Here is a 20,139-nt window from a genome sequence, read left to right as displayed (position 1 = left end):
AATGTTCTCGTGGCTTTCGCGATCCATGCATGACCAATCCGGTTTCACACTTATCGAACTTGTGGTGGTGTTGGCGATTTTGGGCATTTTAATTGCACTTGCGGTTCCCCGCTACCTGGCCGCCAGGAAGAAGGCGTACAAGGCTGAGGCAGACAATATTCTCCAGGAAACGAAGACACTGGAATGGGCCTACTATCAGCAATACAATACGTTCGATAGCACGGGGGGGTCGCTTGGGCTCGCTATGCCGGGTGGTTCGTACTGGAACACCCCAGCGATCACTGGCGCAGCGACTAACGTGACGATTACGATGACCGGACTGCAGAGTCCTCTGAGCGGCACCGACAGCGTATGGATTACGTTGTCGAGCGATGGATCGTCGAGCGGTGGATCCACGTTCTAAATTATTTAGTGCAGCCTTTTTGAACACAATCTTCAGGCGGCCGGTAGTCGAAATCCCGGCCGCCTGAACATTTCAGGGTGATTGTATCCGAGGATCTCGGAAACCCCGCGAATAGTGATCGGCCGCCGCCTTAACTCGAGCGTTGCAGTAGATACCACCGCCTGGGTCTGACTTCGGTTCGCGAAACTCCATCAAAGTTTTGGCCAACCTTTCCCAGCCACGGGAACTTTCCCGGCCCACCCACGCGCTATCAGGACCATCTCACCCAAGTATGGGAGGAGGCCAACGATGAATGGAAAACGGATCCTGGGTTTCACCGCGGCCGCCGGCGTAGCCGTGATGCTCGCGGCGTCAGGGGGGTTCGCGCAAACCACTCCGCCTCCGAACTACCAACGCGGGGAAGTGGGTAGCGCGCGCAACCTCCAGCGGATCGATACGGGGCTCAGCCGGTTGATCGACCAGCTCCAGGGGGACCAGCACGACTACGATGGGTACCGCGTGAAGGCGATCGCGGAGATGCGGCAGGCAAAGGCCGACCTGGACCAGGCGCTTCAGTGGGATGCGACCCACCCGCATTAGCTACTGAATATTGAGATCGGAGCGGGAGCCGCGGGGCCATCCCCGCGGTTCTCGCATTTCCTCACCGCGCGCGCTCCAAACGGGCGCGCCACCGCCATGACCCATCTGGTCGCGGCCCGCAAACGGGCCATTTTTGTTTGCATAAGCCCCGTTATGTGATCTAAGGGTCTCGCGAGCCGCCGGTGAGGGTTCCGCTAGCTTCCGGCGCTGTACGGCCTCAGGCGATGGTGCGCCGGCGCCGCAGCCCCCACCCCCTAGGGGGAGGCGTGATCGTTGAAATGACGGTCAAGCGCAGCCTCGAGGTCACCGTAACTCTGGAAAGAGGCGTCGGGTTTGAGGCCGTTATATTCCGCCTCCCCCCCGCGAAAGAGGAAGCACTTCATCCCCGCATTGTGCGCCCCAACGAGATCGCGGGGCGGATTATCCCCGATGTAGACGGCCGTTTGGGTGGGCACGCCGAGCGCGCGCGTCGCGGCGGTGAAGATCCGAGGGTCGGGTTTCCTCACGCCGATTCGTGACGACAGGATCCGTACGGGGAAGAACCGGTCGAGGCCCGACATCTCAAGCTCCGGTTCCGTAAACACCCACTGAGCGTCCGAGATGAGCCCCAAACGGTACCTTGTCTGCAGTCGCGTGAGCACGGGGTGGACGTCGGGGAAGACGGCAAAGTGCCGGCGGGTCAGCGAACGGAAGAGAATGGCGGTGGTGTGCACCAGAGTGGTCACATCCGCGGGGACGTCGCCCGCTGCGAGGGAGGGGACCCCCTGCTTCTCTCCATACGTCGCGAGGATGTTGCGGAAGATCTCGAAGACGTCGACCTCGGGAAATTGCCCGGCGCCCCATTCCAGTTGGGCTCGCACCCTCTTCCGATATTCCTCGCGCAGCGCCTCCGCCCCGATCGCCACTTGGAAGTAGCTGAGATATTGGGCCAGCGCGGCGTAGACAGAAGGGTCCTCCTCGTCGGTGCGAATGTCGATGAGGGTTCCGTAGAGGTCAAAGAAGACCGCCCCCCTGCCGTCCGGCACCCCGGGGGCGCTCTGGGGCGAGCCCGACGTCACCTCTGAAGTCCCCAGGCCAGGCACTCGTGGGCTTCCCACACCAGGCGCTTCCGGTAGGCCCAGTCCAGCCACGGGTTCCGGGCGATCCGGAGTTCGGTGAGTCCCATGTAGAACGGCAGCCGTCGCGTGATCTCGCGGAATGCAGTGTTGGGAGACGGAAAATGGTGGCAGTAGTTCTTTAGAAAATGCTTGATGAACGGCTCCGACGTCCACGTGCTTCCCGTTCTCCAGAGGAACGCGTGCTTCAGTTCCCCACAGACCATGCCGATGTCGTAGACGCGGTCGGTTTGCTTCATCCGCTCGAGATCGATGCCGACGACGTCTTCGCTATTCGGGAATAGAAAGTTGGTGGGGGTCGCATCTCCGTGGACCGTTACAGCCTCCGCCACCATGCGGGGGCCTGCCAGCCATCGATCCCGCAAAGTCAGGAACTCCCAGACATGATCGACGGTGATGACCTCCTGACGCAGAAGCTTGTCGGCGATCCGGAGGTAGTAGCTCCCCACCCCCTCGAGGGGCGCACAGGCGGTCGCGATCGTCTTACTGTGCAGCAGGTAAAGAAACGTGGCGAGGCGTTCGAGCACGTTCCGCAGGGCCGTCCCGGCATCATCCGTGACCGCGCGCTTGAGATAGTGATCGAGGTCCGGCCCTCGAACGAACTCTTCCGCGACGGCGAGGCCGATCCGCTCCTCTCGGCAGAAAGGGTTGACGACGTAGTGCGGATGCGAGTTCAATCCTAAGTATCGCAGCCGGATCAAGTTGCGGTATTCGCTCTTGATCCGCTTGACCTTGGCCGTATTCGGATCATCCATGTTAAAGAACTTCGCGACCACCGCCCGGTTCGTGTGCTCCTCCCGATAACGAAAGACGAGGCGATGCGCAGAGAGCCGTTCGACGTGGAACACGGGATTGGAGATCTCGGGATAAACCCGGATCGCCAGCACGTCATAGAGGGGGTCGGTGCGATCGAGCGTCCCTAGATACCCGGCACTCATTGAGGCCACTCCGTCCCGCACGTTGTGCAGAGGGGGCAAACGGCCTGAGCCGTCCGCGATTTGACGCACCATTAGTATACTCCAGGGATGGATGGGCCGGTTCCCCTCCCCTGCCCTTTCACCTATCCCCGTCATCAGCCCCCCGCTCCTACCAGAATGGCAGGATTACGGATAGATGCCTCGGGTTAGCAAGGCATCGGCCACGCGCTGCACCGCGACGACCAGCGCTGCGGTGCGGAGACTGATTTTTTGGTCCGCCGCCAGCGCGGCGACCCGCTGAAAGGTCGTGGTCATGATGCGTTCCAGGTGCTGGGTGATCTCCTCCTCGCTCCAGAACCATGACTGCAGGTCCTGCACCCACTCGAAGTACGAAACGGTGACGCCGCCGGCATTGGCGAGGATGTCCGGAACGACGAGGATGTCCCGGTCGGCCAAAATCGCATCCGCCTCCGGCGTCGTCGGCCCGTTGGCGGCTTCGACGATGATTCGGGCTGTGACCCGGGGGGCCGTCTCCTTGGTCAGCTGCCCTTCGATCGCGGCGGGGATCAGAAAGTCACACGGCAGCGCGAGAAGATCGGTATTGGAGACCTCCTCCGAGCCCGGGAACCTCGCTACCCGGCCGGTTCCTTGCGCGTGCCGGGTCACGGCCACGGGATCCAGTCCTCCAGGGTTGTAGATGCCTCCGTAGATGTCGCTCACGGCGACGATCCGACACCCCTGTGCGTGCATCAGCCTCGCGGTCGCCTCGCCGACGTTGCCGAAGCCCTGGATGGCCACGCGGCTGCCGGCGAAGGAGATCTTCCGCAGGGGCGCCGCCTCGCGGGCTGCGATGGCAACTCCCCGCCCGGTGGCGTCGCTGCGGCCGACCGATCCGCCGATGGGGATGGGCTTGCCGGTGACCACGGACGGGACCGAGAACCCGTGGTGCATGCTGTAGGTATCCATAATCCAGGCCATCACCTGGGCGTTGGTGCCGATGTCGGGTGCGGGGATGTCGCTCTGTGGGCCCATCAACACGCTGATCTCCGTCGCGTACCGCCGGGTGAGCCGCTGGAGCTCACCGCGCGAAAGGTACCGAGGATCGCAGGCCACCCCCCCCTTCGCTCCTCCGTACGGCAGATGCATCAACGCGGATTTCCAGGTCATCCACATCGCCAGGGCCCTGACCTCGTTGAGGCGGACCCCCGGGCTGTACCGGATCCCGCCTTTGGTGGGTCCGAGGACGGTGCTGTGATGGACGCGGTACCCGGTGAAGAGCTGAACCGAACCGTCGTCCATTTCGACGGGGAAGTTAACCACGAGCTCACGGTGGGGGTGCACGAGATAGTCGCGGATCCCGCGTTTGAGCGACAAACGGCCGGCGGCGAGATCGAACTGCTGAAGGGCCATCTCCCAGGGGTCTTGTGGCACCATCGGACGTCGAGCGAATCCTCCTTCTGTACGGACCAGCGACTTTGGGTTCGCCGAGAGGGTGACCACTTTCCGGGAACCCGTGAGCGCTGCGGGTGGTGTGTTCCCTACGGTCCCCGGGACTCCCTTCGGCCCGACAGGATGATGCTGTCGGGGGGCCGAAGAGTGTTCGAAGATGATCTCGCCGGTTGTGCGAGACGGCAAAGCGAAGGATGGTGCGACGATGGAAGCCCTGGATGTGCTCGTTCGAGAGGATCAGCAGCACTTGATCCACCCGCTCCACCACCCCCAGGACCACCAGCACCCCATCGTCATGGTCAAAGGGCGCGGGGCGATCCTCACGGACGCCGAGGGCACAGAGTACATCGACGGGTTGTCGTGTTTGTGGAACGTCAACGCCGGGCACGGACGGGCGGAACTGGCGCAGGCCGCCGCGGAGCAAATGGAACAGCTCGCATTCGTCTCGACCTACGTGGGGACATCGAACATCCCGGCGATCCGTCTCGCGGAGCGGTTGGTCAAGATCGCGTACCCCAACACGTCCGGCGTCTATCTCACCACCAGCGGGGCCGAGTCGAACGAATCGGCCTTCAAGATGGCGCGGTATTACTGGAAGGTGCGGGGTCGGCCGACCAAGGTAAAGATCATCTCTCGGGTCCACGCCTACCACGGGCTGACGCTGGGGGCGATGAGCGCCACGGGCATGGCGGCGTACCACAAGATGTTCGGTCCGCTCGCGCCGGAATTCTTGCAGGTTCCCGCTCCCTACGCGTACCGCTGGCCCACCGGGGGGGACGTCGGGGTGCAGGCGGCGGATACGCTCGAACAGGCGATCCTCCGGGAAGGGCCGGATACGGTCGCGGCGTTCATCGCCGAGCCGGTGATGGGGGCCGGAGGGGTGATCGTGCCTCCCCCCACCTACTTCCCGCGTGTTCGCGAGATTTGTGACCGGCACGGGGTGTTGTTCATTGCCGACGAGGTCATCACGGGGTTCGGCCGGACCGGCAAGTGGTTTGCGCTGGGGCACTGGGGCGTGCAGCCGGATCTGGTCTCGTTCGCGAAGGGGGTCACGAGCGCCTACCTCCCCCTCGGCGGCGTCCTGGCCTCGAAGGCGGTCCACGATGCATTGCTCGAGGCTCCTGCCGACAAGAAGTTCATGCACGCTGCCACCTATTCCGGCCACCCGACCTGCTGCGCCGTAGCCCTCCGCAACTTGGACATTCTTGAAAACGAAGGGTTGGTCGAGCGTGCCGGGCCGATGGGTCGTCGGTTGCTCGCCGGGCTGGAGGGCCTCCGCGACCTCCCGAACGTGGGGGACGTCCGCGGGTGCGGCATGATGTGCGGGGTCGAACTCGTCACGGACAAAAAGTCGAAGGCCCCCGCGCTCGGGCTGGGAGGGAAAGTGATCCAGGAGGCGCGGAAGCGGGGGCTGCTGGCGCGTCTTCGGGGGGGAGCGGCGGACCCGGCGATCGGGGACACGATCTGCATCGCGCCGCCGCTGATGACCCCGCAGGAAACGCTCGACCAGATCGTCGAGATCTTGCGCGCTTCGCTCGTCGCGGTGACCCGCTAGGCCGCGACCGCGCGCGGGGCTCGGTCGCCCCGGCTCAGGAGTGCTGCACGAGGATATCGTCGGCAGACGATGTCGGCGCTGCCGGGTTCTCGCTGACCGTTGAGTCGTCTCGCGGTCAGCGGGGGCCCGATGGCCACCTTACGGTCGACCGTCGCCCTGGAGTTTGCCGCCACCAATTTCTTCGCGAGATGCTCGCCCGGGCCGATATCGGCGGGAGAGGAAAATCCCGCCCGCTGTGGAACAGCCTGCTGAGTCGCTGTCGCAGCTCAATCGAACCAAACGTCGCAGCCTTCATCGGAGGAACCTACGATGCCCGGACGGCGGCACCTGCGATCTCCCATCCCTTCGGTTGACCCCCTGCTCCTCGAGTGGTGGACGGACCTTGAAGGGGCAGACCGCGGTCTCAACACCCGTCTCGCCTACATCCGCGACCTCAAGGATTTCTCCGAGTACATCCACGGCAAGCTTGAGGATGCGCGCACCGAGGACCTGGTCCAATTCGCGCGCCGGATGACCGAGGCGGGGTTGTCGGTGGCGACCCGCGCTCGGCGCATCACGGCCCTCCGCCAATTCTACGAGTGGCTCCGCAAACGCCAGGGCCGGCCGTACTCGATCGGTCAAGACATTCACCCGCCGCGACGGCCCTATCGAGTCCATCGCTGGTGGACCGAGGACCAGGTGGCCCAGTTTCGATCCGCGTTCCGAGAGGGGTCGCCGCGGGTGCTTCGGGATCGCGCGATGGCGGAATTGGGGCTGATGGGGTTGCGGGTGAGCGAAGTGACCCGCTTGGATATTGAGCGGGTGGTGAACCTTGCCGACGCGGAGCGTGCGGCCCTCGTGGTGCTGCGCAAGGGCAACAAAGAACAGGTGGTGCCGCTTACCGACGATGCGCGGGCGGCTCTCCTCGCTTGGCTGGCCGTGCGTCCCACCGCCCCCACGACCGCGCTGTTCTTTCGTCTGCCGTTTCAGCCCCGCCGGGCCCGGCTCCATTACGCCAGCGTGGAGAAGATCTTCAAACGCTACGCTGGGGTGGCCGGTGTCCCGATTCCCGAGGGGATCGCCTTCCACCACCTCCGCCACACCGCGGGGCAGCAGATGGCGACGGTGGGGCTCGGGATCGAGGAGGCTCAACGTCTCCTCGGGCACGCCAACCCGGCGACCACGCAGGTGTATTACGAGGTAACCGACGCCCGGCTCCGGAACGCGGCCCACCGCCTCCGGTACCGGGGCCGCGCGCAGACCCCCACCCCGCCCCCGCACACGCCAGCCGTCCTTTCGCGGCGGAGGCAGCCGCCGAGGGAACGGCCCGAACCCCCCTCGGCGCCGCACCGCCGGCCCGCCTGAGGCCGGGAGCCCCACCCCCGCTTCCGAGTCCCTTCCGGAGCCGCTCCGCGCCGGGCTTGATGCACTAGGCAGACGTGTGTTTGCCACTTGACAGGCGAAGGCGTCTTGGGTATTAATTGATCGACCGATCAATTGACAGGCAAGACCCGATCCAAGCAAGCGGAGGCGTGATCGGGGGCACGATCGGAAGGTACGAATCCAATCGGGAGGTGGAGAGCATGGGGTATGCGGTCGAAGGGCGGTTGCTGGAAGCCTGTTCCTGCGCGGGACCCTGTCCGTGCTGGGTCGGAGACGACCCCGACGGAGGCACATGTGATGCGTTTTTGGCCTACCACTACGACAAGGGGCACATCAACGACGTCGATGTCAGCGGGTTGACGCTGGCGTTGGTCTGCCAGATTCCCGGAAACGTGCTCGCGGGCAACTGGAGGGTTGCGGCATACGTTGACAGCAAGGCGTCGGCCAAGCAGAAGGACGCGATCCTGGCGATGCACACCGGGAAACTGGGTGGGCCGCTTGCCGACCTGGCGAAGCTGGTGGGTGAGGTCGTGGGGGCGTACGACGCGCCCATTCAGTTCAACCTCGTCGAGGGCAAGGGCACGATTCGCGTCGGGGATGCGGTGTCGGCGGATATGCAGCCCTATGCCGATGCCAAGGGGCGACCGACCAAGCTGGTCGACACCGTCTTCAGCACGATCCCCGGTTCCCCCGCGTTCGTCGGCAAGGCGACGGCGCATCGGGTGAACATCCCCCAGCACAAGATGGCCTGGGAGTTCACCAACCGGAACGCGGTGCTGGGAAACTTCCGGTTCGAGGGATAATGGGTCGGGAGAGGAGTACGGAGAGATGATCGGAGCAATCCGGACACCGGATGACACGCGCTGGTACCGGCTTTCCGTCGGGGCTCTCGTGGCCTTGGCGTGGGTCGCGCTCGCGGTGTGGGGGGCCTCGCCCTTCGCGGGGCTGCTCAGCCACCGGGTGATCATCGGCGACCGCACCCTCTCCCTCCCCCCGGTCTTCCGGCTGGGCCTTTTCGTCGTCGGGTGGACCCTGATGACGATCGCGATGATGCTGCCGAGCAGCCTGCCCCTCGTGCATCTCTTCCGGCGCATGGTGGCGGGGCGGTCGGATTGCAACGCCCTGCTGCGCCGGCTCGTCCTCGGCTACCTCGGCGTCTGGGTGGGGTTCGGCGCGCTGGCCTACCGGGGGGACGCCCTCGTGCACGAAGCGATCGAACTGGTTCCGTCCGCGGCCCCCTGGGTGGCGACGGTCCTCCTGCTCACCGCCGGAATCTACCAGTTCACCCCGCTCAAGCAGATGTGCCTGGAGAAGTGCCGGTCACCCTATTCGTTCATCGTGGAGCACTGGCGTGGGAGAGAGGCCCGTGATGCCCTTCAGTTGGGCGCCCGCCACGGGCTGTTCTGCCTCGGATGTTGCTGGACCCTGATGCTGCTGATGTTTGCGATCGGCGGGGCGAATTTGGGCTGGATGCTTGGGTTGGGTGCCGTCATGGCGGCCGAGCGGACGACTCGGTGGGGGCACCATCTGACCCGTCCTCTGGGAGTGGCGCTGGGCGTGTGGGCGCTGCTCCATCTGGCCGGCATCGCCCCGTTTCCGAGCACGTAGAGAGAGGAGAGCCGTGCGAAATACCACCGAGTTGACGCGACGCCGGGGTGTCCTCCCCCCAGGCGCCGGCAGCGGACGAGGAGGGGCGATGGTCGGCGGTGCCGCGGTGCCACCTGACGACGCGCATCCCGCGACGATCCCCCCGGGGATCTCGCCGAAGTGACGGGCCGCAAGCGGCACCTGCGTCACCCGGCTTCGGGGGGCAATGGCGGTCTCTCCCCCCGCGGCCACATCCGGGAAGACACAGCGGATCAGCGAAGCTCGCGTGGCACTCACCCGCTGACCTCCGCGGCGCAGGGCCCGAGGCCCGGGAGGAAGCGTTCCTCGCCCGCCGTTCTCATCTCCACGCGCGACAAGATCCTCGGCGCCGCTTTTCGTACCCTCGTCGATGTGGGGTACAATCAGATTTCAATGCGCAGGATCGCCGAGGAGGCCCGAGTCAACCAGAGCCTCGTCCACTACTACTTCGGCAGCAAGGAGAACTTGATGTTGGAAGTGCTTGAGTACGTCAACGAGCAACTCCTCGCCCGGCAGCGGAAGATGTACCAGGAGGTGCGGTCTTTCGAAGCCATCTGGGCGACGGCGCTCGAGTACTTCAAGGAGGATATGCAATCGGGGTACGTCCGCGGCCTCTGGGAGCTATGGGCTCAGGGCCTCAGCAATGTACGCATCAGAAAGCGCCTGGCGCAGATGATCGGACGCTGGCGTGACCTGGTCTCCGAGTTGGCGCGTCAAGGCCTGGCAGAACATGGGGTCGAAGGCGCGGTCGACTCACGGGTGTTGGGCCGGCTGTTCGGCGATCTCTATTTTGGGGCGGAGGTGGAGATCCTCGCCGGCGAGGACCCGCAGCTGCATATGGAAGCGATCCGGTTAATGGGGAACCTCCCGCGTTTGATGGCGCTGGATGCCCGAGGGAGGAAGCGACGTGAGGCCGCCACCGGAGATTCTTGACCGTCTCTGCGGGCGATTCGGGGCCAGCGACGTCGCTACCCCCGTTAGCGAGGGCTTCGCTCGACACGGCGAGATCCGCCTCGCCTTCCAGGTATTTGGGCACGCCGCCCCCACGCTGTTCTTGCTACCCGGCTGGCAGATGGCGCACAGTCGAGTTTGGAAGTTCCAAGTCCCTTACCTGGCCCGGTGGTTCCGGCTGGTGACGTTCGACGCCCGTGGCAGCGGCCGCTCCGATCGCCCGGCTACCGGCTACGACCACGACACGCTGACCGCCGACGCACTCGCGGTCTTGGAGGCGGCGGAGGTCGACCGCACCGCCGTGATCGGCTGGTCGGGGGGCGCCAACCATGCCATCATGTTGGCCGCGGACCATCCGGACCGGGTGAGCCACCTGGTGCTGATCAGCGGCGCCCCGAGCCAGGCCGTGGGGGCCGAGCGCGAGCGCCGCCGGGAGGAGGTCCTTCGGCTCTTTCACGAGGTGCGCGAGCGATACGCCGGCTGGGCCAAGTTGAACGCGAACTACTTCCGAGCCGATTACCTGGGGTGGGTCGAGTTTTTCGCCGCACAGATGCTTCCCGAACCGCATTCGACGAAGGCGCTCGCCGACGCGATGAGTTGGGGCCTGGACGGAGACCCGGAGATCCTCATCCGCACCCGCGACGAGTGGTGGAGCCGAACACCGTTTCCCGACCTGATGGGGCGAATCCGGACCCCCACCCTGCTCGTGCACGGGACCGAGGATCGGTTGGCGGCCCACGCCTTCAACGCCCCATCCATGCAGCGGACCATCGCCGGCTCAACCCTGGTGACGCTGGAAGGTACCGGCCACGCCGGCATTCTGCGCGAGTGCGTGCGGGTCAACCGGCTGATCCGCGACTTTGTGGGGATCCCTCCCGCCCCCCGCCGGGTGGCGCACGCGCTCACCGCCAAGCGGAAGATCCTCTGGGTCTGTTCCCCCATCGGGTTGGGCCACGTACAGCGGGATCTGGCGATCGGGCGGGAGCTTCGCCGATTGCGACCGGGGCTGGAGATCCACTGGTTGGCCGTCGATCCCGTACGATCGGTGGTCGCACAGGCGGGAGAGATCGTTCACCCGGCCAGCGATCGGCTGCTCAACGAATCGGCCCACATCGAGGCGCAGGCCGGCGAGCACGACGTCAACGTGTTCCTGGCGCTCTGGCAGATGGACGAGGTGCTGACGTCCAACTTCATGACGTTCGCCGACGTCACGGAGAGTGAACGCTACGACGCCTGGGTGGGCGACGAAGCGTGGGACGTCGACTACTTCATGCACGAGAACCCCGAGCTGAAAACGGCCCCCTATGTGTTTCTGACCGACTATATCGGGATGCTGCCGATCACCGGCTGGGACTCCTACGAAGGGCACCTGTGCTGGCATGCTAACGCCGAGCACGTCGCGCACGTTGGGCGCTACCCGCGCCTGCGGGACATGGCGATTTTCCTCGGCGATCCCGAGGATGTGTTGGACGAGCCGTTCGGCCGTGATCTCCCCAATATGCGGGGGTGGGCGCGAGAGCATTTCGAGTTCTGCGACTATATCCTGCCGTTCGATCCCGAGACCCTGCCGCCGGCCCCGGTGCTGAGGCGGCAGCTCGGCTACCCGGAGGACGCGACGCTCGTGATCGCGACGGCGGGAGGCACGTCGGTGGGCCGCCATCTCTTGGACAAGGTCGTGGCGGCCGCGCCTTTTTTGGCCCGAGCGATCCCCAACCTGCGTCTGGTGGTGGTCGCCGGCCCCCGGGCGAGGGTTTCCACGGACGGCGGGGGGCACGTCGACATTCAAGGGTACCTTCCCGACTTGTACCAGCATCTGGCCTGTTGTGACGCGGCCGTGGCCCAGGGCGGCCTGACCACCGGGATGGAGTTGATCGCGCTTCGGCGGCCGTTCCTGTCGTTCCCGCTGCGCAATCATTTCGAGCAGCGATTTCACGTGGCGAGGCGCCTGCGCCGCTACGGGCACGCTGCGCAGATGGACTACCAGGAGGTAAGCTCCGAGGGGCTCGCGGAGGGGGTGCGGCACGCGCTCGCCGCGTCCGTCGAGTACTCACCCGTCCCTTCTGGGGGGGCGGCGCGGGCCGCAGAGTTGGTAGCTCGGGTCTTGGGGTAGCTCAGATCCGCAAGTGTATCAGAAGGGAGGTGTGACCGGCCGTTGGGTGGAGCGAAGGATCGCGATGAAGTCCAGACTGAGAGGGGTGAAGGAAATGGACGCGACGCAACTGCGCCTGGCGAAGGGCACGTGGGTGGTGGCCAACTGTGGAAAGTTTCCGAGCGAGAAGAACTGCCAGCTGGTGATCATGGCCCCGCAATCTCAACGGGAAGATTTGGTCGAGGCGGCGGCGACACACGCCGCGAAGAGCCACGGCCATCAGAATACGCCTGAGCTGCGCAAGCAGTTGAGCACGATGTTGGAGACCGTGGAGATCTAAGCCTGCTCAGCATCGGTCGATTCGACGACCACGCCGCCATCCCGGTCCCGAAAACGATGGGACGGGATGGCGGCGCATCGGGCCCTCGGGCGGACCCGCCGTGGGATTCGGATGCGCTGCCCTCTGCCGATCCGAGGCTGGCGATGCCGGTCGCGTAGCCGGGTGAGGTCCCCAACGCCGGCGGGCTCCACCGGCCCGCCTCACCCGCTTCCCCTTTTTCCTAGGAAGGCGCGATCCAAGACCGATCGGATGGCCACCTCGCGCGCGCCGTCCCGATGGTCGCGGTCCGCCGGGGACGGCTTCGGTGGCATCGGAGGGGCGGGGCAGGAGGGACGGACGCCTCGCCGCGAACCACGTGTCATTCGTCAAGACCGAGGAGGCCACGTGGTGGTCACAACCGTACACGACGTCCAGGCACTCAAAGCGCGGGCGATGGCCGCGCTGGATGCGGTGGCGGAGGAGGCCCGCGACCTCGCGCTCCGGATCCACGCGAACCCCGAGATCGGATTCCAGGAGGTGCGGGCGGTGGAGTGGGTCAGCGACGCCCTTAGCCGCCACGGCTACCGTGTCGAGCGCGGGGTGGCGGATCTTCCCACCGCGATCCTTGCCCGGGCTGCCGGCAACGCCCCCGGCCCGACCGTTGGACTGATCGCAGAGTACGACGCGCTCCCCGGGTTGGGGCATGCCTGCGGCCACAACCTCATGGCGGCCGGCATGATGGCCGCCGCCTCGGCCCTGAGGGCCGTGCTGGGGGACCTGCCCGGACAGGTCATTTATTACGGCACCCCTGCCGAGGAGGGCGGGGGCGGCAAGATCCTGATGCTGGAGCGGGGGGCGTTTAGGGGGCTGGACGTCGCCCTGGCCTATCACGCCGGCGCGACGCCGCACGTGACCACGGGATGCCTGGCGGTGCAGCGCGTGGATTTCGCGTTCACCGGCCGGCCCTCGCACGCGGCCGCGGCACCGTGGTCCGGGCTCAACGCCCTCGATGCCGTGATCCTGACGTTCAACGCGGTGGGCGCGCTCCGTCAACAGATCCGCCCCGACGCACGGATCCACGGGATCGTCACCGACGGCGGTCAGGCGGTCAACATCATCCCGGAGCACGCCGCGTTGGCCTTGGGCGTCCGCTCCCCGGACGGAGTGTACGTCCGCGAGCTCGTGGAGCGGGTGAAGGGCTGCGCCCGCGGCGCTGCCCAAGCGACCGCCACGGTCCTCGAAGTGAAGTTGGATCTCTTCCACGACGCCATTCGATACAACCCCGCCCTTGCCGATCTGGTGAAGCGGAACGCCGATGCGCTAGGGTTCGAAATGGCCGAGGAGCCCTCAGGAGCGTCCACGGACCTCGGAAACCTCACCCAGGCCGTTCCCACGATTGAATACACCCTCCCCACCTGCCCGCCCGGAGTGGGGATGCACACCCGGGAGGCACTCGAGGCCGGGAAGGCCGAGATCGGGCTCGCCGGGATGCTCAACGACGCCAGGGTCATGGCGATGACGGCGATCGACGTGCTCGCCGACGGGGAGGTCCTGGCGCGCGCGCGGCGGGACTTCGCCGCGGGGAACTTTTCTGGAGGATCCCGCGCTTAAGAAGCAACATCCCCCCTCCCCCGCTCGGGGGGCGAGAGGTCGAATGCGTGAAGGAGATGCGCCATGCCGTCGGGCCTTGATGCCTTCTCCCCATCTGTCCAAGACCGCTGGGATGTGGCGAAAGCAGGGCACCTGCTGCGCCGTGCCGGATTTGGTGCGCTCCCTTCCGAGGTTGCCCTGGCCATCGAAGCCGGCCCCGACGGAGCCGTGGATGCCCTCTTTGATTCGCCGCCGGGTTCGGACACGGCGCCGCCGTTCGACGGAATCCGCCCGGCGGAGGTACGGGCCGACTCGATGGTCCAGGATGTCCTCCGGTCCAGGATCAAGCCCAAGGACAGCCCCCAGGTGCGTGCCGCCTACAACGAGGTGAACCGGGCGCACCAACGGGGGATCGTTGTCCTGACCTCATGGTGGCTCGACCGGATGGCCAGGGCCCAGGCCCCGCTCCGTGAGAAGCTGACGTTGTTTTGGCACGGACACTTTACCAGTTCGTTCGGGGACGTGCAGGACGCCATCGCCATGTACAACCAGAACCAGCTCTTTCGCCAGCACGCCGCCGGCAACTTCGCCCGCCTGCTCGAGGGGGTGGCGCGCGATCCAGCGATGCTCCGCTATCTCAACAACGACGCGAACCGCAAGGGCCACCCCAACGAGAATTGGGCGCGGGAACTGATGGAGTTGTTCACGATGGGGATCGGCCATTACACCGAGACCGACATTCGCGAGTCGGCGCGCGCCTGGACAGGGTGGACGCTGCGGGACTACCGCACCTTCGAAGACCGCCGCACGTTTGCCTTTCGGGCCCAACTGCACGATGACGGGATGAAGAGCTTTTTCGGGCAGTCGGGGGCGTTCGATGGAACGGACATCCTGCGGATCATCCTGGCGAACCCGGCGACGCCGCGGTATATTGCCGGCAAGCTGGCGAAGTTCTTCGTCTCCCCCACCCCCGACCCCGTCCTGGTCGAGGGGATGGCGCAGCGCTTGATCGCCACCGGCTACGAACTTGCGCCGGTCCTCCGGGCGATGTTCCGGTCGCAGGCCTTCTACCACCCGTCGGTGATTCACGCCCAGATCAAGAGCCCGGTCGAGTTTGTGGTGGGCGCGGTGCGGCATCTGGGGATCGCCACCCCGGACTGGGTGCGGCTCTCGCAGTTGACCGCGGAGGCCGGCCAGCATCTGTTCTTTCCTTCGACGGTCAAGGGATGGGACGGAGGCAAAGCCTGGATCAACGCCGCGACGGTGTTCGCCCGGGCCAACCTCGCCGGGGATCTGCTGGCCGGGCGGCTGGGGACTCCAAATACGACGGGGTTGTCGTCGGTGGAGACCATGTCGGCGTACCTGCTGCAGCGGTCCCTCCCGCCGGGCCGTCGGGCGATCCTGGCAGATATCGCCCGGAACAACCGGGACGCGGCCATTCATCTCATCATGAGCCTGCCCGACTATCAGGTCGCCTGAGGGGGAGCCCGATGCCCAACATGATGACGCGACGAGAGTTCTTGAACAAAGGGCTGACCATCGTGGCCGCGGGGGCGACCGCCCCGATGTTCCTCACGCGGACCGCCCTCGCGTTGAACAACCCCTGGGATCACACCCTGACCGCTTCCGCGGGCCAGTCGGGTGGCCCGATCCTGGTCGTCGTCCAGATGGGCGGAGGGAACGACGGCCTCAACACCCTCGTCCCGTACGGGCACGACGAGTACTATCGGGCCCGCCCCCATCTTTCTGTCCCGCGCGAGGCGGTCCTCAAGGTGAACGACGAGCTGGGATTCCACCCCGGGCTGAAGCCGCTCAAGGCGCTTTACGATGATGGCCGGCTGGCCGTGATCCAGGGAGCCGGCTACCCGAATCCCAACCGCAGCCACTTTCGCTCCATGGAAATCTGGCAGACTGCGGACCCGGCGGGAAATGGTCCGCGCACGGGGTGGCTGGGGCGGTTGTTCGACAGCGAGTGTCCGGTCTGCGGGCCCACGGCGGGGGTGGCGATGCTTGGGGCCGAGATGCCGTTGGCGATGCAGGGGACCTCCGGGCGGGCCGTGGTGCTCGAGAGTCCGCAGGCGTTTGCGTTCCATCCGTTGCAGGGGGCGGGTTCGGCGGAGGCCGAGGCCTACCGCCAGCTGCTGCAGCCGGTGCCCGGGGAGGAGCCGATGGTCGACTTCCTCACCCACACCGCGATGGACGCCGTCCTTGCCTCAGACGACATCCGGAAGGTCGCGGGGCATCTATCGGACAGCGGCAGCTATCCGCGCGACCCGTTCGGGATGAAGCTGCGATTGGTTTCGGAGTTGATTTCGGCCGGCTCGCCAACCCGGGTGTATTACGTCGGCTTGGGCGGGTTCGACACCCACGCCGCCCAGGCGGGGCGCCACGACCGTCTGCTCGAGCAGATGGCGGGGGGGCTCGACGCGTTCGTGAAAGACCTGATGCAGAAGGGACTCTTGGATCGGGTTCTGGTCATGACGTTCTCGGAGTTTGGCCGGCGGGTGGCCGAGAACGCGTCCGCCGGGACCGACCACGGGGCGGCCGCGCCGATGTTCTTGATCGGCGGGTCCGTTGCCCCCGGCCTGGGCGGCCCTCATCCCAGCCTGACCGATCTCGACCAGGGGGATCTGAAGTACAACGTCGACTTCCGAAGCGTCTACGCCACCGTGCTCGAGCAGTGGTTGGGGGTCTCCAGCCAGCAGATTCTCGGCGACCGGTTCCCCCTGGTCGATGTCCTCAAACCGCGCGCCGGCCTCCCCAAAGCAGGGTAACTCGTGTCGGTGAACCCTCCCCCGGGAAACCGGCACTTCAGACCGGCCGGGGTCCCTTAGGGGCCCCAGCCGGAGCTGGATCGCAGGCTACGCCCCGTTGACCACCGCGAGCATGGCGTTGCGGATTGCGAGGACCACCTCTTCGATGCCGAGGGCGAGCAGCACCGCTTTCGTTCCCGCCAGGTCGTGCCCCGGAGGCTCCACGACGTAGGGCGGCGCGTGCGGCGGGAGTTCTGGTCCCGGGAGGAACGCTTGTTCCTTCAGACCTACCGTCAGCCGAATGAGGGCTTCCAGGCGTGCGCCCACCGCTTCGGCACGCTCGTCGGCGGCCAGGCCAGGCTTCGGATCCTGCGCGAGGATGATGGGGGCCAGCGCCCGGACATTTCCCAGGCGCTGCTGCAGCCCGTCCAGCACATCCCGCACTTCCCCCTCGTGGGACCGGCTGGTGCCGGCGCGGGGGTACCCTCGGCGCCACTGCACCAGGGGCTCGCGCTGCGAGAGGTGCCGGAGCCGGGTCGCTTGGTCTTGAAGAGCCTCGAGGTTCTGCCAAAGTTGGCCCCACTGGGCCGCTGCGGTCTCCGACATCAAGCCCCTTTCGGGTATGTCTGCCACACTATTCCCTACGGGCCGGCGCCCGGCCTCCCAAGGTGACGCGGGACCGTTGAGGCAAGCGAAGCTGGCGGGCAACGCAGGACAGCGGCGAACGCATGATATCATGGGGGCAACCATGAGCGGCGGCCCCCGTCCTTCAGGCGGCGCGCGGTGAGGCCTTCGGACTGGAAGCGGACGGTCCCCCTCCCGGCGACCGTCCGGTTGGCCTGGAACGAGGTCGAACCCCACCCGCGCGAGATCCCCCTGGCGCAGTTCTACGCGTCGCTTGCGTTTCCATCGCTCCCCACCCCGGTTCCCTATCTGGTCGCACACATGGTGATGACGCAGAACGGCGAGGCGGTCGTTGAGGGGAAGGCGGCATCGATCGGTACCTCCGTCGATGGGGTGGCGTTGACCCGAGTACGCAGTGCGGTCGATGCGGTCGTCGTGGGATCGGGGACCCTGATCAGCGACGACGTCACCGCGGCGCTCCCCGACGGTGAAGTTGCCCGGCGAATTGCCCGCGGTTGCCCTCCGCGCCTCCTGGCGGTGGTGGTGACGACCACGCTGGCCTGGGACGCAACGGTTTTCGACAAGCGGTTCTTCTCAGCGGCTGGGTTCGACAAACTCGTGCTGACCGGGCTCCTGGCGACCGGCGACGAGATCCGCGCCGTTGAGGCCAGAGGGGTTGCCGTCGCCCGCGTGCCGTCGGGATCGGACGGTCGTCCGCGGATCGAGGGTGTCCTCGACGTCCTGACGAGCCATGGCGTGCATACGGCGGTATGCGAGGGCGGCCCGCGTTTCCTCCCGAGCCTGCTCGCCGCCGGAGTGATCCGGGAATATTTTCTGACCACCAGCCCGATGGCAACTGGGGACCCTCAAGTTCCCCGGCCGATCCACGGGCTCATGGGCGCGCGAGTCCTGCTGTCGAGGATCAGCCGCTACGAGCACGACTTTCAAGATCCCGAGACCGCGGCACGTTTAATTGAAGCCTTCGATCGGTTTCGGGTCGTGTACTTGGGAAGTCCCGGAACGGGATCCCCGGCTCGTGGGGAGGGCGGAGGGAAGGCCGTTTCCCCGGGCGAAGGGGAGCGCTGATCCGCACGAGTTCGTAGGGAAAGAGGTGGCCGGCGTGTCGGATATGGCAACGTACCTGGAGCGAACGCTCTGCGACCTCGTGAGCGTCCGCAGCGTCACCGGCGAAGAAGCGGCGCTCTCCGCGCATATCTTCGAGCATCTCAGCCGGGCGGGGGTCTCCGTCGAACGGGACGAGGAGGGGAACGTCACGGCGGAGATCGGGAGGGGTGACCAGTTGCTCGTAGTAAACGGGCACATGGACACCGTTCCTCCCGTCGACGGGTGGAAGACTGATCCGTTTCGTCCGCGCGTAGAGAACGGCCGAGTGCACGGGCTCGGCGCCTCCGACATGAAGGCGGGACTGGCCTGCATGATGTGGCTTACCCAGCACGTCCGGCCCAAGGTCCGCACGTGGTTTGCGTTCACCAACCACGAAGAAGGCGGATCAATCACCCCCCGCAATGGCGTCCGCCGGCTCATCGGGCGGGTGCGCCCGGATTTTGCGATCACGACCGAGCCGTCGTACGATGATGCCACCGGCCGCCTCTCGATCGGGATCGGGTGCCAGGGGCGGGCCATCGGGCACCTCACCGTGCTCGGTCGCAGTGGGCACTCCTCGGACTGGCGTCGAGCGGACAACGCGATCTACCATGGGGTCGAGGTCATCGCGCGCGTGAAGGGGATCGCGGAGAGCCTTCGCCCGGTCGAGGTGGCACCCGGGATCCAGAGCGTGCCGTCGCTCTCCGTCGTTGCGGCCCAGGCCGGGGTGGCGGACAACATTATCCCCGACCGCCTCCGGCTCACGGTCGACCGACGGCTGTCCGTGGGAGAGGACTTCGGCACTTTTGAGCGCGAACTCCGCGAAGCGGTACGGGGGGTAGAGCATGAGCTGGAGATCAGTCGGCTCTGCCTCCCCACGCTGGCCGATCGGCGCGGACACACACTAGCCGTGGCGAAAGAGGCCCTGGAGAGGACTCAGGGGGCGGCTCCGGTGCAATTCTCGCAGGGCCGACAGGATCTCTCGATCTTCGCAGAGCGCACGCACGATTTCTGCAACTTGGGGCCGGGGTCGATGGGTCAGGGGCACCGGGCGAACGAATCGGCCTCGGTGGCCGGGATGGTCGCGGCGACCACTTCCCTGCAAACGCTGATCGAATCGATCTAACCCGCGCGCTTCCCCTCCGGCGCCCCCGTGCCTGCGACCTCCCGTCTCAACCGAAAGAGTTTGATGCTGGAGAGGCGCTTCCGACCGCCCAGAACGCCGGGACACCGATGGACCCACCCACATCCCTTATCCGATGGTCTTAATGGCCCTGCGTTCCATCCCCACCGCCGCTCCCCTCGGAACCCGTGTGGTTGTTGCTATGGATGTCTCCGGTGGTATCTGGATCGCTGCCACGATCGCTAGAGCCAGTTGGGTGAACAACATCATCGCCACCTGCCCCCTTACCTTTGGAGCCCGTGTGGTTGTTGCTGTGAATGTCTCCGGTGATGTCCGGATCACTCACCTGTTCGCCAGGGTCGATCTGCTGATTCCCATCGTCGCCGCCCGCGCCGTTGCCGCTGGCGCCCGTGTGGTCGTTGCTATGGATGTCGCCATTTACGTCGTGATTGTCCTGCTGGCCACCGTTGCCCTGACCACCGTTGCCCTGACCACCGTTGCCCTGACCACCGTTGCCCTGACCACCGTTGCCCTGACCACCGTTGCCCTGACCACCGTTGCCCTGACCACCGTTGCCCTG

Annotated in this window: 19 protein-coding genes; 15 read left to right on the top strand and 4 right to left on the bottom strand. The window is 66.1% G+C overall.

What is annotated here, in order from left to right:
* The first annotated feature begins 1 nt into the window (after position 1).
* Entirely contained in the window at positions 2-403 is a 402-nt protein-coding gene (locus VKV57_04685; GenBank protein ID HLW59206.1) for a type II secretion system protein, read from the top strand.
* A gap of 288 nt (positions 404-691) precedes the next feature.
* A complete protein-coding gene (locus VKV57_04680; protein HLW59205.1) occupies positions 692-982 on the top strand; it encodes a hypothetical protein in 291 nt (96 codons plus the stop codon).
* 254 nt (positions 983-1,236) lie between these two features.
* Here the strand turns inward: VKV57_04680 and VKV57_04675 are convergent, their stop codons facing one another.
* The 3 genes from VKV57_04675 to VKV57_04665 all read right to left on the bottom strand — a co-directional run bounded on the left by VKV57_04675 (position 1,237) and on the right by VKV57_04665 (position 4,448).
* Positions 1,237-2,040, bottom strand: a complete 804-nt coding sequence (locus VKV57_04675) for an HAD family hydrolase (GenBank protein ID HLW59204.1) — start codon at positions 2,038-2,040, stop codon at positions 1,237-1,239.
* Complete coding sequence (locus VKV57_04670; GenBank protein HLW59203.1) at positions 2,037-3,035, bottom strand: phosphotransferase; 999 nt, start codon at positions 3,033-3,035, stop codon at positions 2,037-2,039. The genes VKV57_04675 and VKV57_04670 overlap by 4 nt, the downstream gene beginning before the upstream one ends.
* A 165-nt stretch (positions 3,036-3,200) precedes the next feature.
* On the bottom strand, positions 3,201-4,448 hold the full coding sequence (locus tag VKV57_04665; GenBank protein HLW59202.1) for a Glu/Leu/Phe/Val dehydrogenase: 1,248 nt from the start codon (positions 4,446-4,448) through the stop codon (positions 3,201-3,203).
* A 172-nt stretch (positions 4,449-4,620) separates the two neighbouring features.
* Here VKV57_04665 and VKV57_04660 point away from each other — a divergent pair, with 172 nt between their 5' ends.
* From VKV57_04660 to VKV57_04615, 10 genes are all read left to right on the top strand, one after another.
* A complete protein-coding gene (locus VKV57_04660; GenBank protein HLW59201.1) occupies positions 4,621-6,018 on the top strand; it encodes an aspartate aminotransferase family protein in 1,398 nt (465 codons plus the stop codon).
* A 309-nt stretch (positions 6,019-6,327) separates the two neighbouring features.
* Entirely contained in the window at positions 6,328-7,362 is a 1,035-nt protein-coding gene (locus tag VKV57_04655; protein ID HLW59200.1) for a tyrosine-type recombinase/integrase, read from the top strand.
* Positions 7,363-7,580: 218 nt separating this feature from the next.
* Entirely contained in the window at positions 7,581-8,183 is a 603-nt protein-coding gene (locus VKV57_04650) for a DUF1326 domain-containing protein (protein ID HLW59199.1), read from the top strand.
* A gap of 25 nt (positions 8,184-8,208) precedes the next feature.
* The gene (locus tag VKV57_04645) at positions 8,209-8,988 is read left to right on the top strand and encodes a DUF2182 domain-containing protein (protein ID HLW59198.1); all 780 of its coding nucleotides are present in this window, start codon (positions 8,209-8,211) and stop codon (positions 8,986-8,988) included.
* Positions 8,989-9,147: 159 nt separating this feature from the next.
* Complete coding sequence (locus VKV57_04640) at positions 9,148-9,939, top strand: TetR/AcrR family transcriptional regulator (protein ID HLW59197.1); 792 nt, start codon at positions 9,148-9,150, stop codon at positions 9,937-9,939.
* Entirely contained in the window at positions 9,914-12,067 is a 2,154-nt protein-coding gene (locus tag VKV57_04635; GenBank protein HLW59196.1) for an alpha/beta fold hydrolase, read from the top strand. Before VKV57_04640 ends, VKV57_04635 begins: the two co-directional genes overlap by 26 nt.
* A 64-nt stretch (positions 12,068-12,131) precedes the next feature.
* A complete protein-coding gene (locus VKV57_04630) occupies positions 12,132-12,386 on the top strand; it encodes a DUF1059 domain-containing protein (GenBank protein ID HLW59195.1) in 255 nt (84 codons plus the stop codon).
* Between the two features lie 387 nt (positions 12,387-12,773).
* Positions 12,774-13,976 carry a M20 family metallopeptidase gene (locus tag VKV57_04625; GenBank protein ID HLW59194.1) on the top strand — a complete coding sequence of 401 codons (1,203 nt, stop codon included), beginning with the start codon at positions 12,774-12,776 and terminating at the stop codon, positions 13,974-13,976.
* A 63-nt stretch (positions 13,977-14,039) separates the two neighbouring features.
* Positions 14,040-15,434: a DUF1800 domain-containing protein gene (locus VKV57_04620; GenBank protein HLW59193.1), complete on the top strand. Its 1,395-nt coding sequence runs from the start codon at positions 14,040-14,042 to the stop codon at positions 15,432-15,434.
* Positions 15,435-15,445: 11 nt separating this feature from the next.
* Positions 15,446-16,729, top strand: a complete 1,284-nt coding sequence (locus VKV57_04615) for a DUF1501 domain-containing protein (GenBank protein HLW59192.1) — start codon at positions 15,446-15,448, stop codon at positions 16,727-16,729.
* A gap of 87 nt (positions 16,730-16,816) precedes the next feature.
* On the opposite strand, the gene VKV57_04610 is transcribed toward VKV57_04615, so the two are convergent.
* Positions 16,817-17,314 (bottom strand): hypothetical protein, encoded by a 498-nt coding sequence (locus tag VKV57_04610; GenBank protein HLW59191.1) that lies wholly within the window; start codon positions 17,312-17,314, stop codon positions 16,817-16,819.
* Between the two features lie 177 nt (positions 17,315-17,491).
* On the opposite strand from VKV57_04610, the gene VKV57_04605 reads away from it, so the two are divergent.
* The 3 genes from VKV57_04605 to VKV57_04595 form a co-directional block, all read left to right on the top strand.
* Positions 17,492-18,418, top strand: a complete 927-nt coding sequence (locus tag VKV57_04605; GenBank protein ID HLW59190.1) for a dihydrofolate reductase family protein — start codon at positions 17,492-17,494, stop codon at positions 18,416-18,418.
* A 43-nt stretch (positions 18,419-18,461) separates the two neighbouring features.
* The gene (locus VKV57_04600; protein HLW59189.1) at positions 18,462-19,562 is read left to right on the top strand and encodes a M20/M25/M40 family metallo-hydrolase; all 1,101 of its coding nucleotides are present in this window, start codon (positions 18,462-18,464) and stop codon (positions 19,560-19,562) included.
* Between the two features lie 253 nt (positions 19,563-19,815).
* Positions 19,816-20,139, top strand: a 324-nt coding sequence (locus VKV57_04595) for a hypothetical protein (protein ID HLW59188.1), incomplete at its 3' end; no start/stop codon positions are given.

The organism is bacterium (genome assembly GCA_035307765.1).
Classification (GTDB): Bacteria; Sysuimicrobiota; Sysuimicrobiia; order Sysuimicrobiales; family Segetimicrobiaceae; genus Segetimicrobium.
The sequence above is the reverse complement of the archived record's forward strand: the minus strand, read 5'-3'. Positions and strand labels throughout refer to the sequence as shown.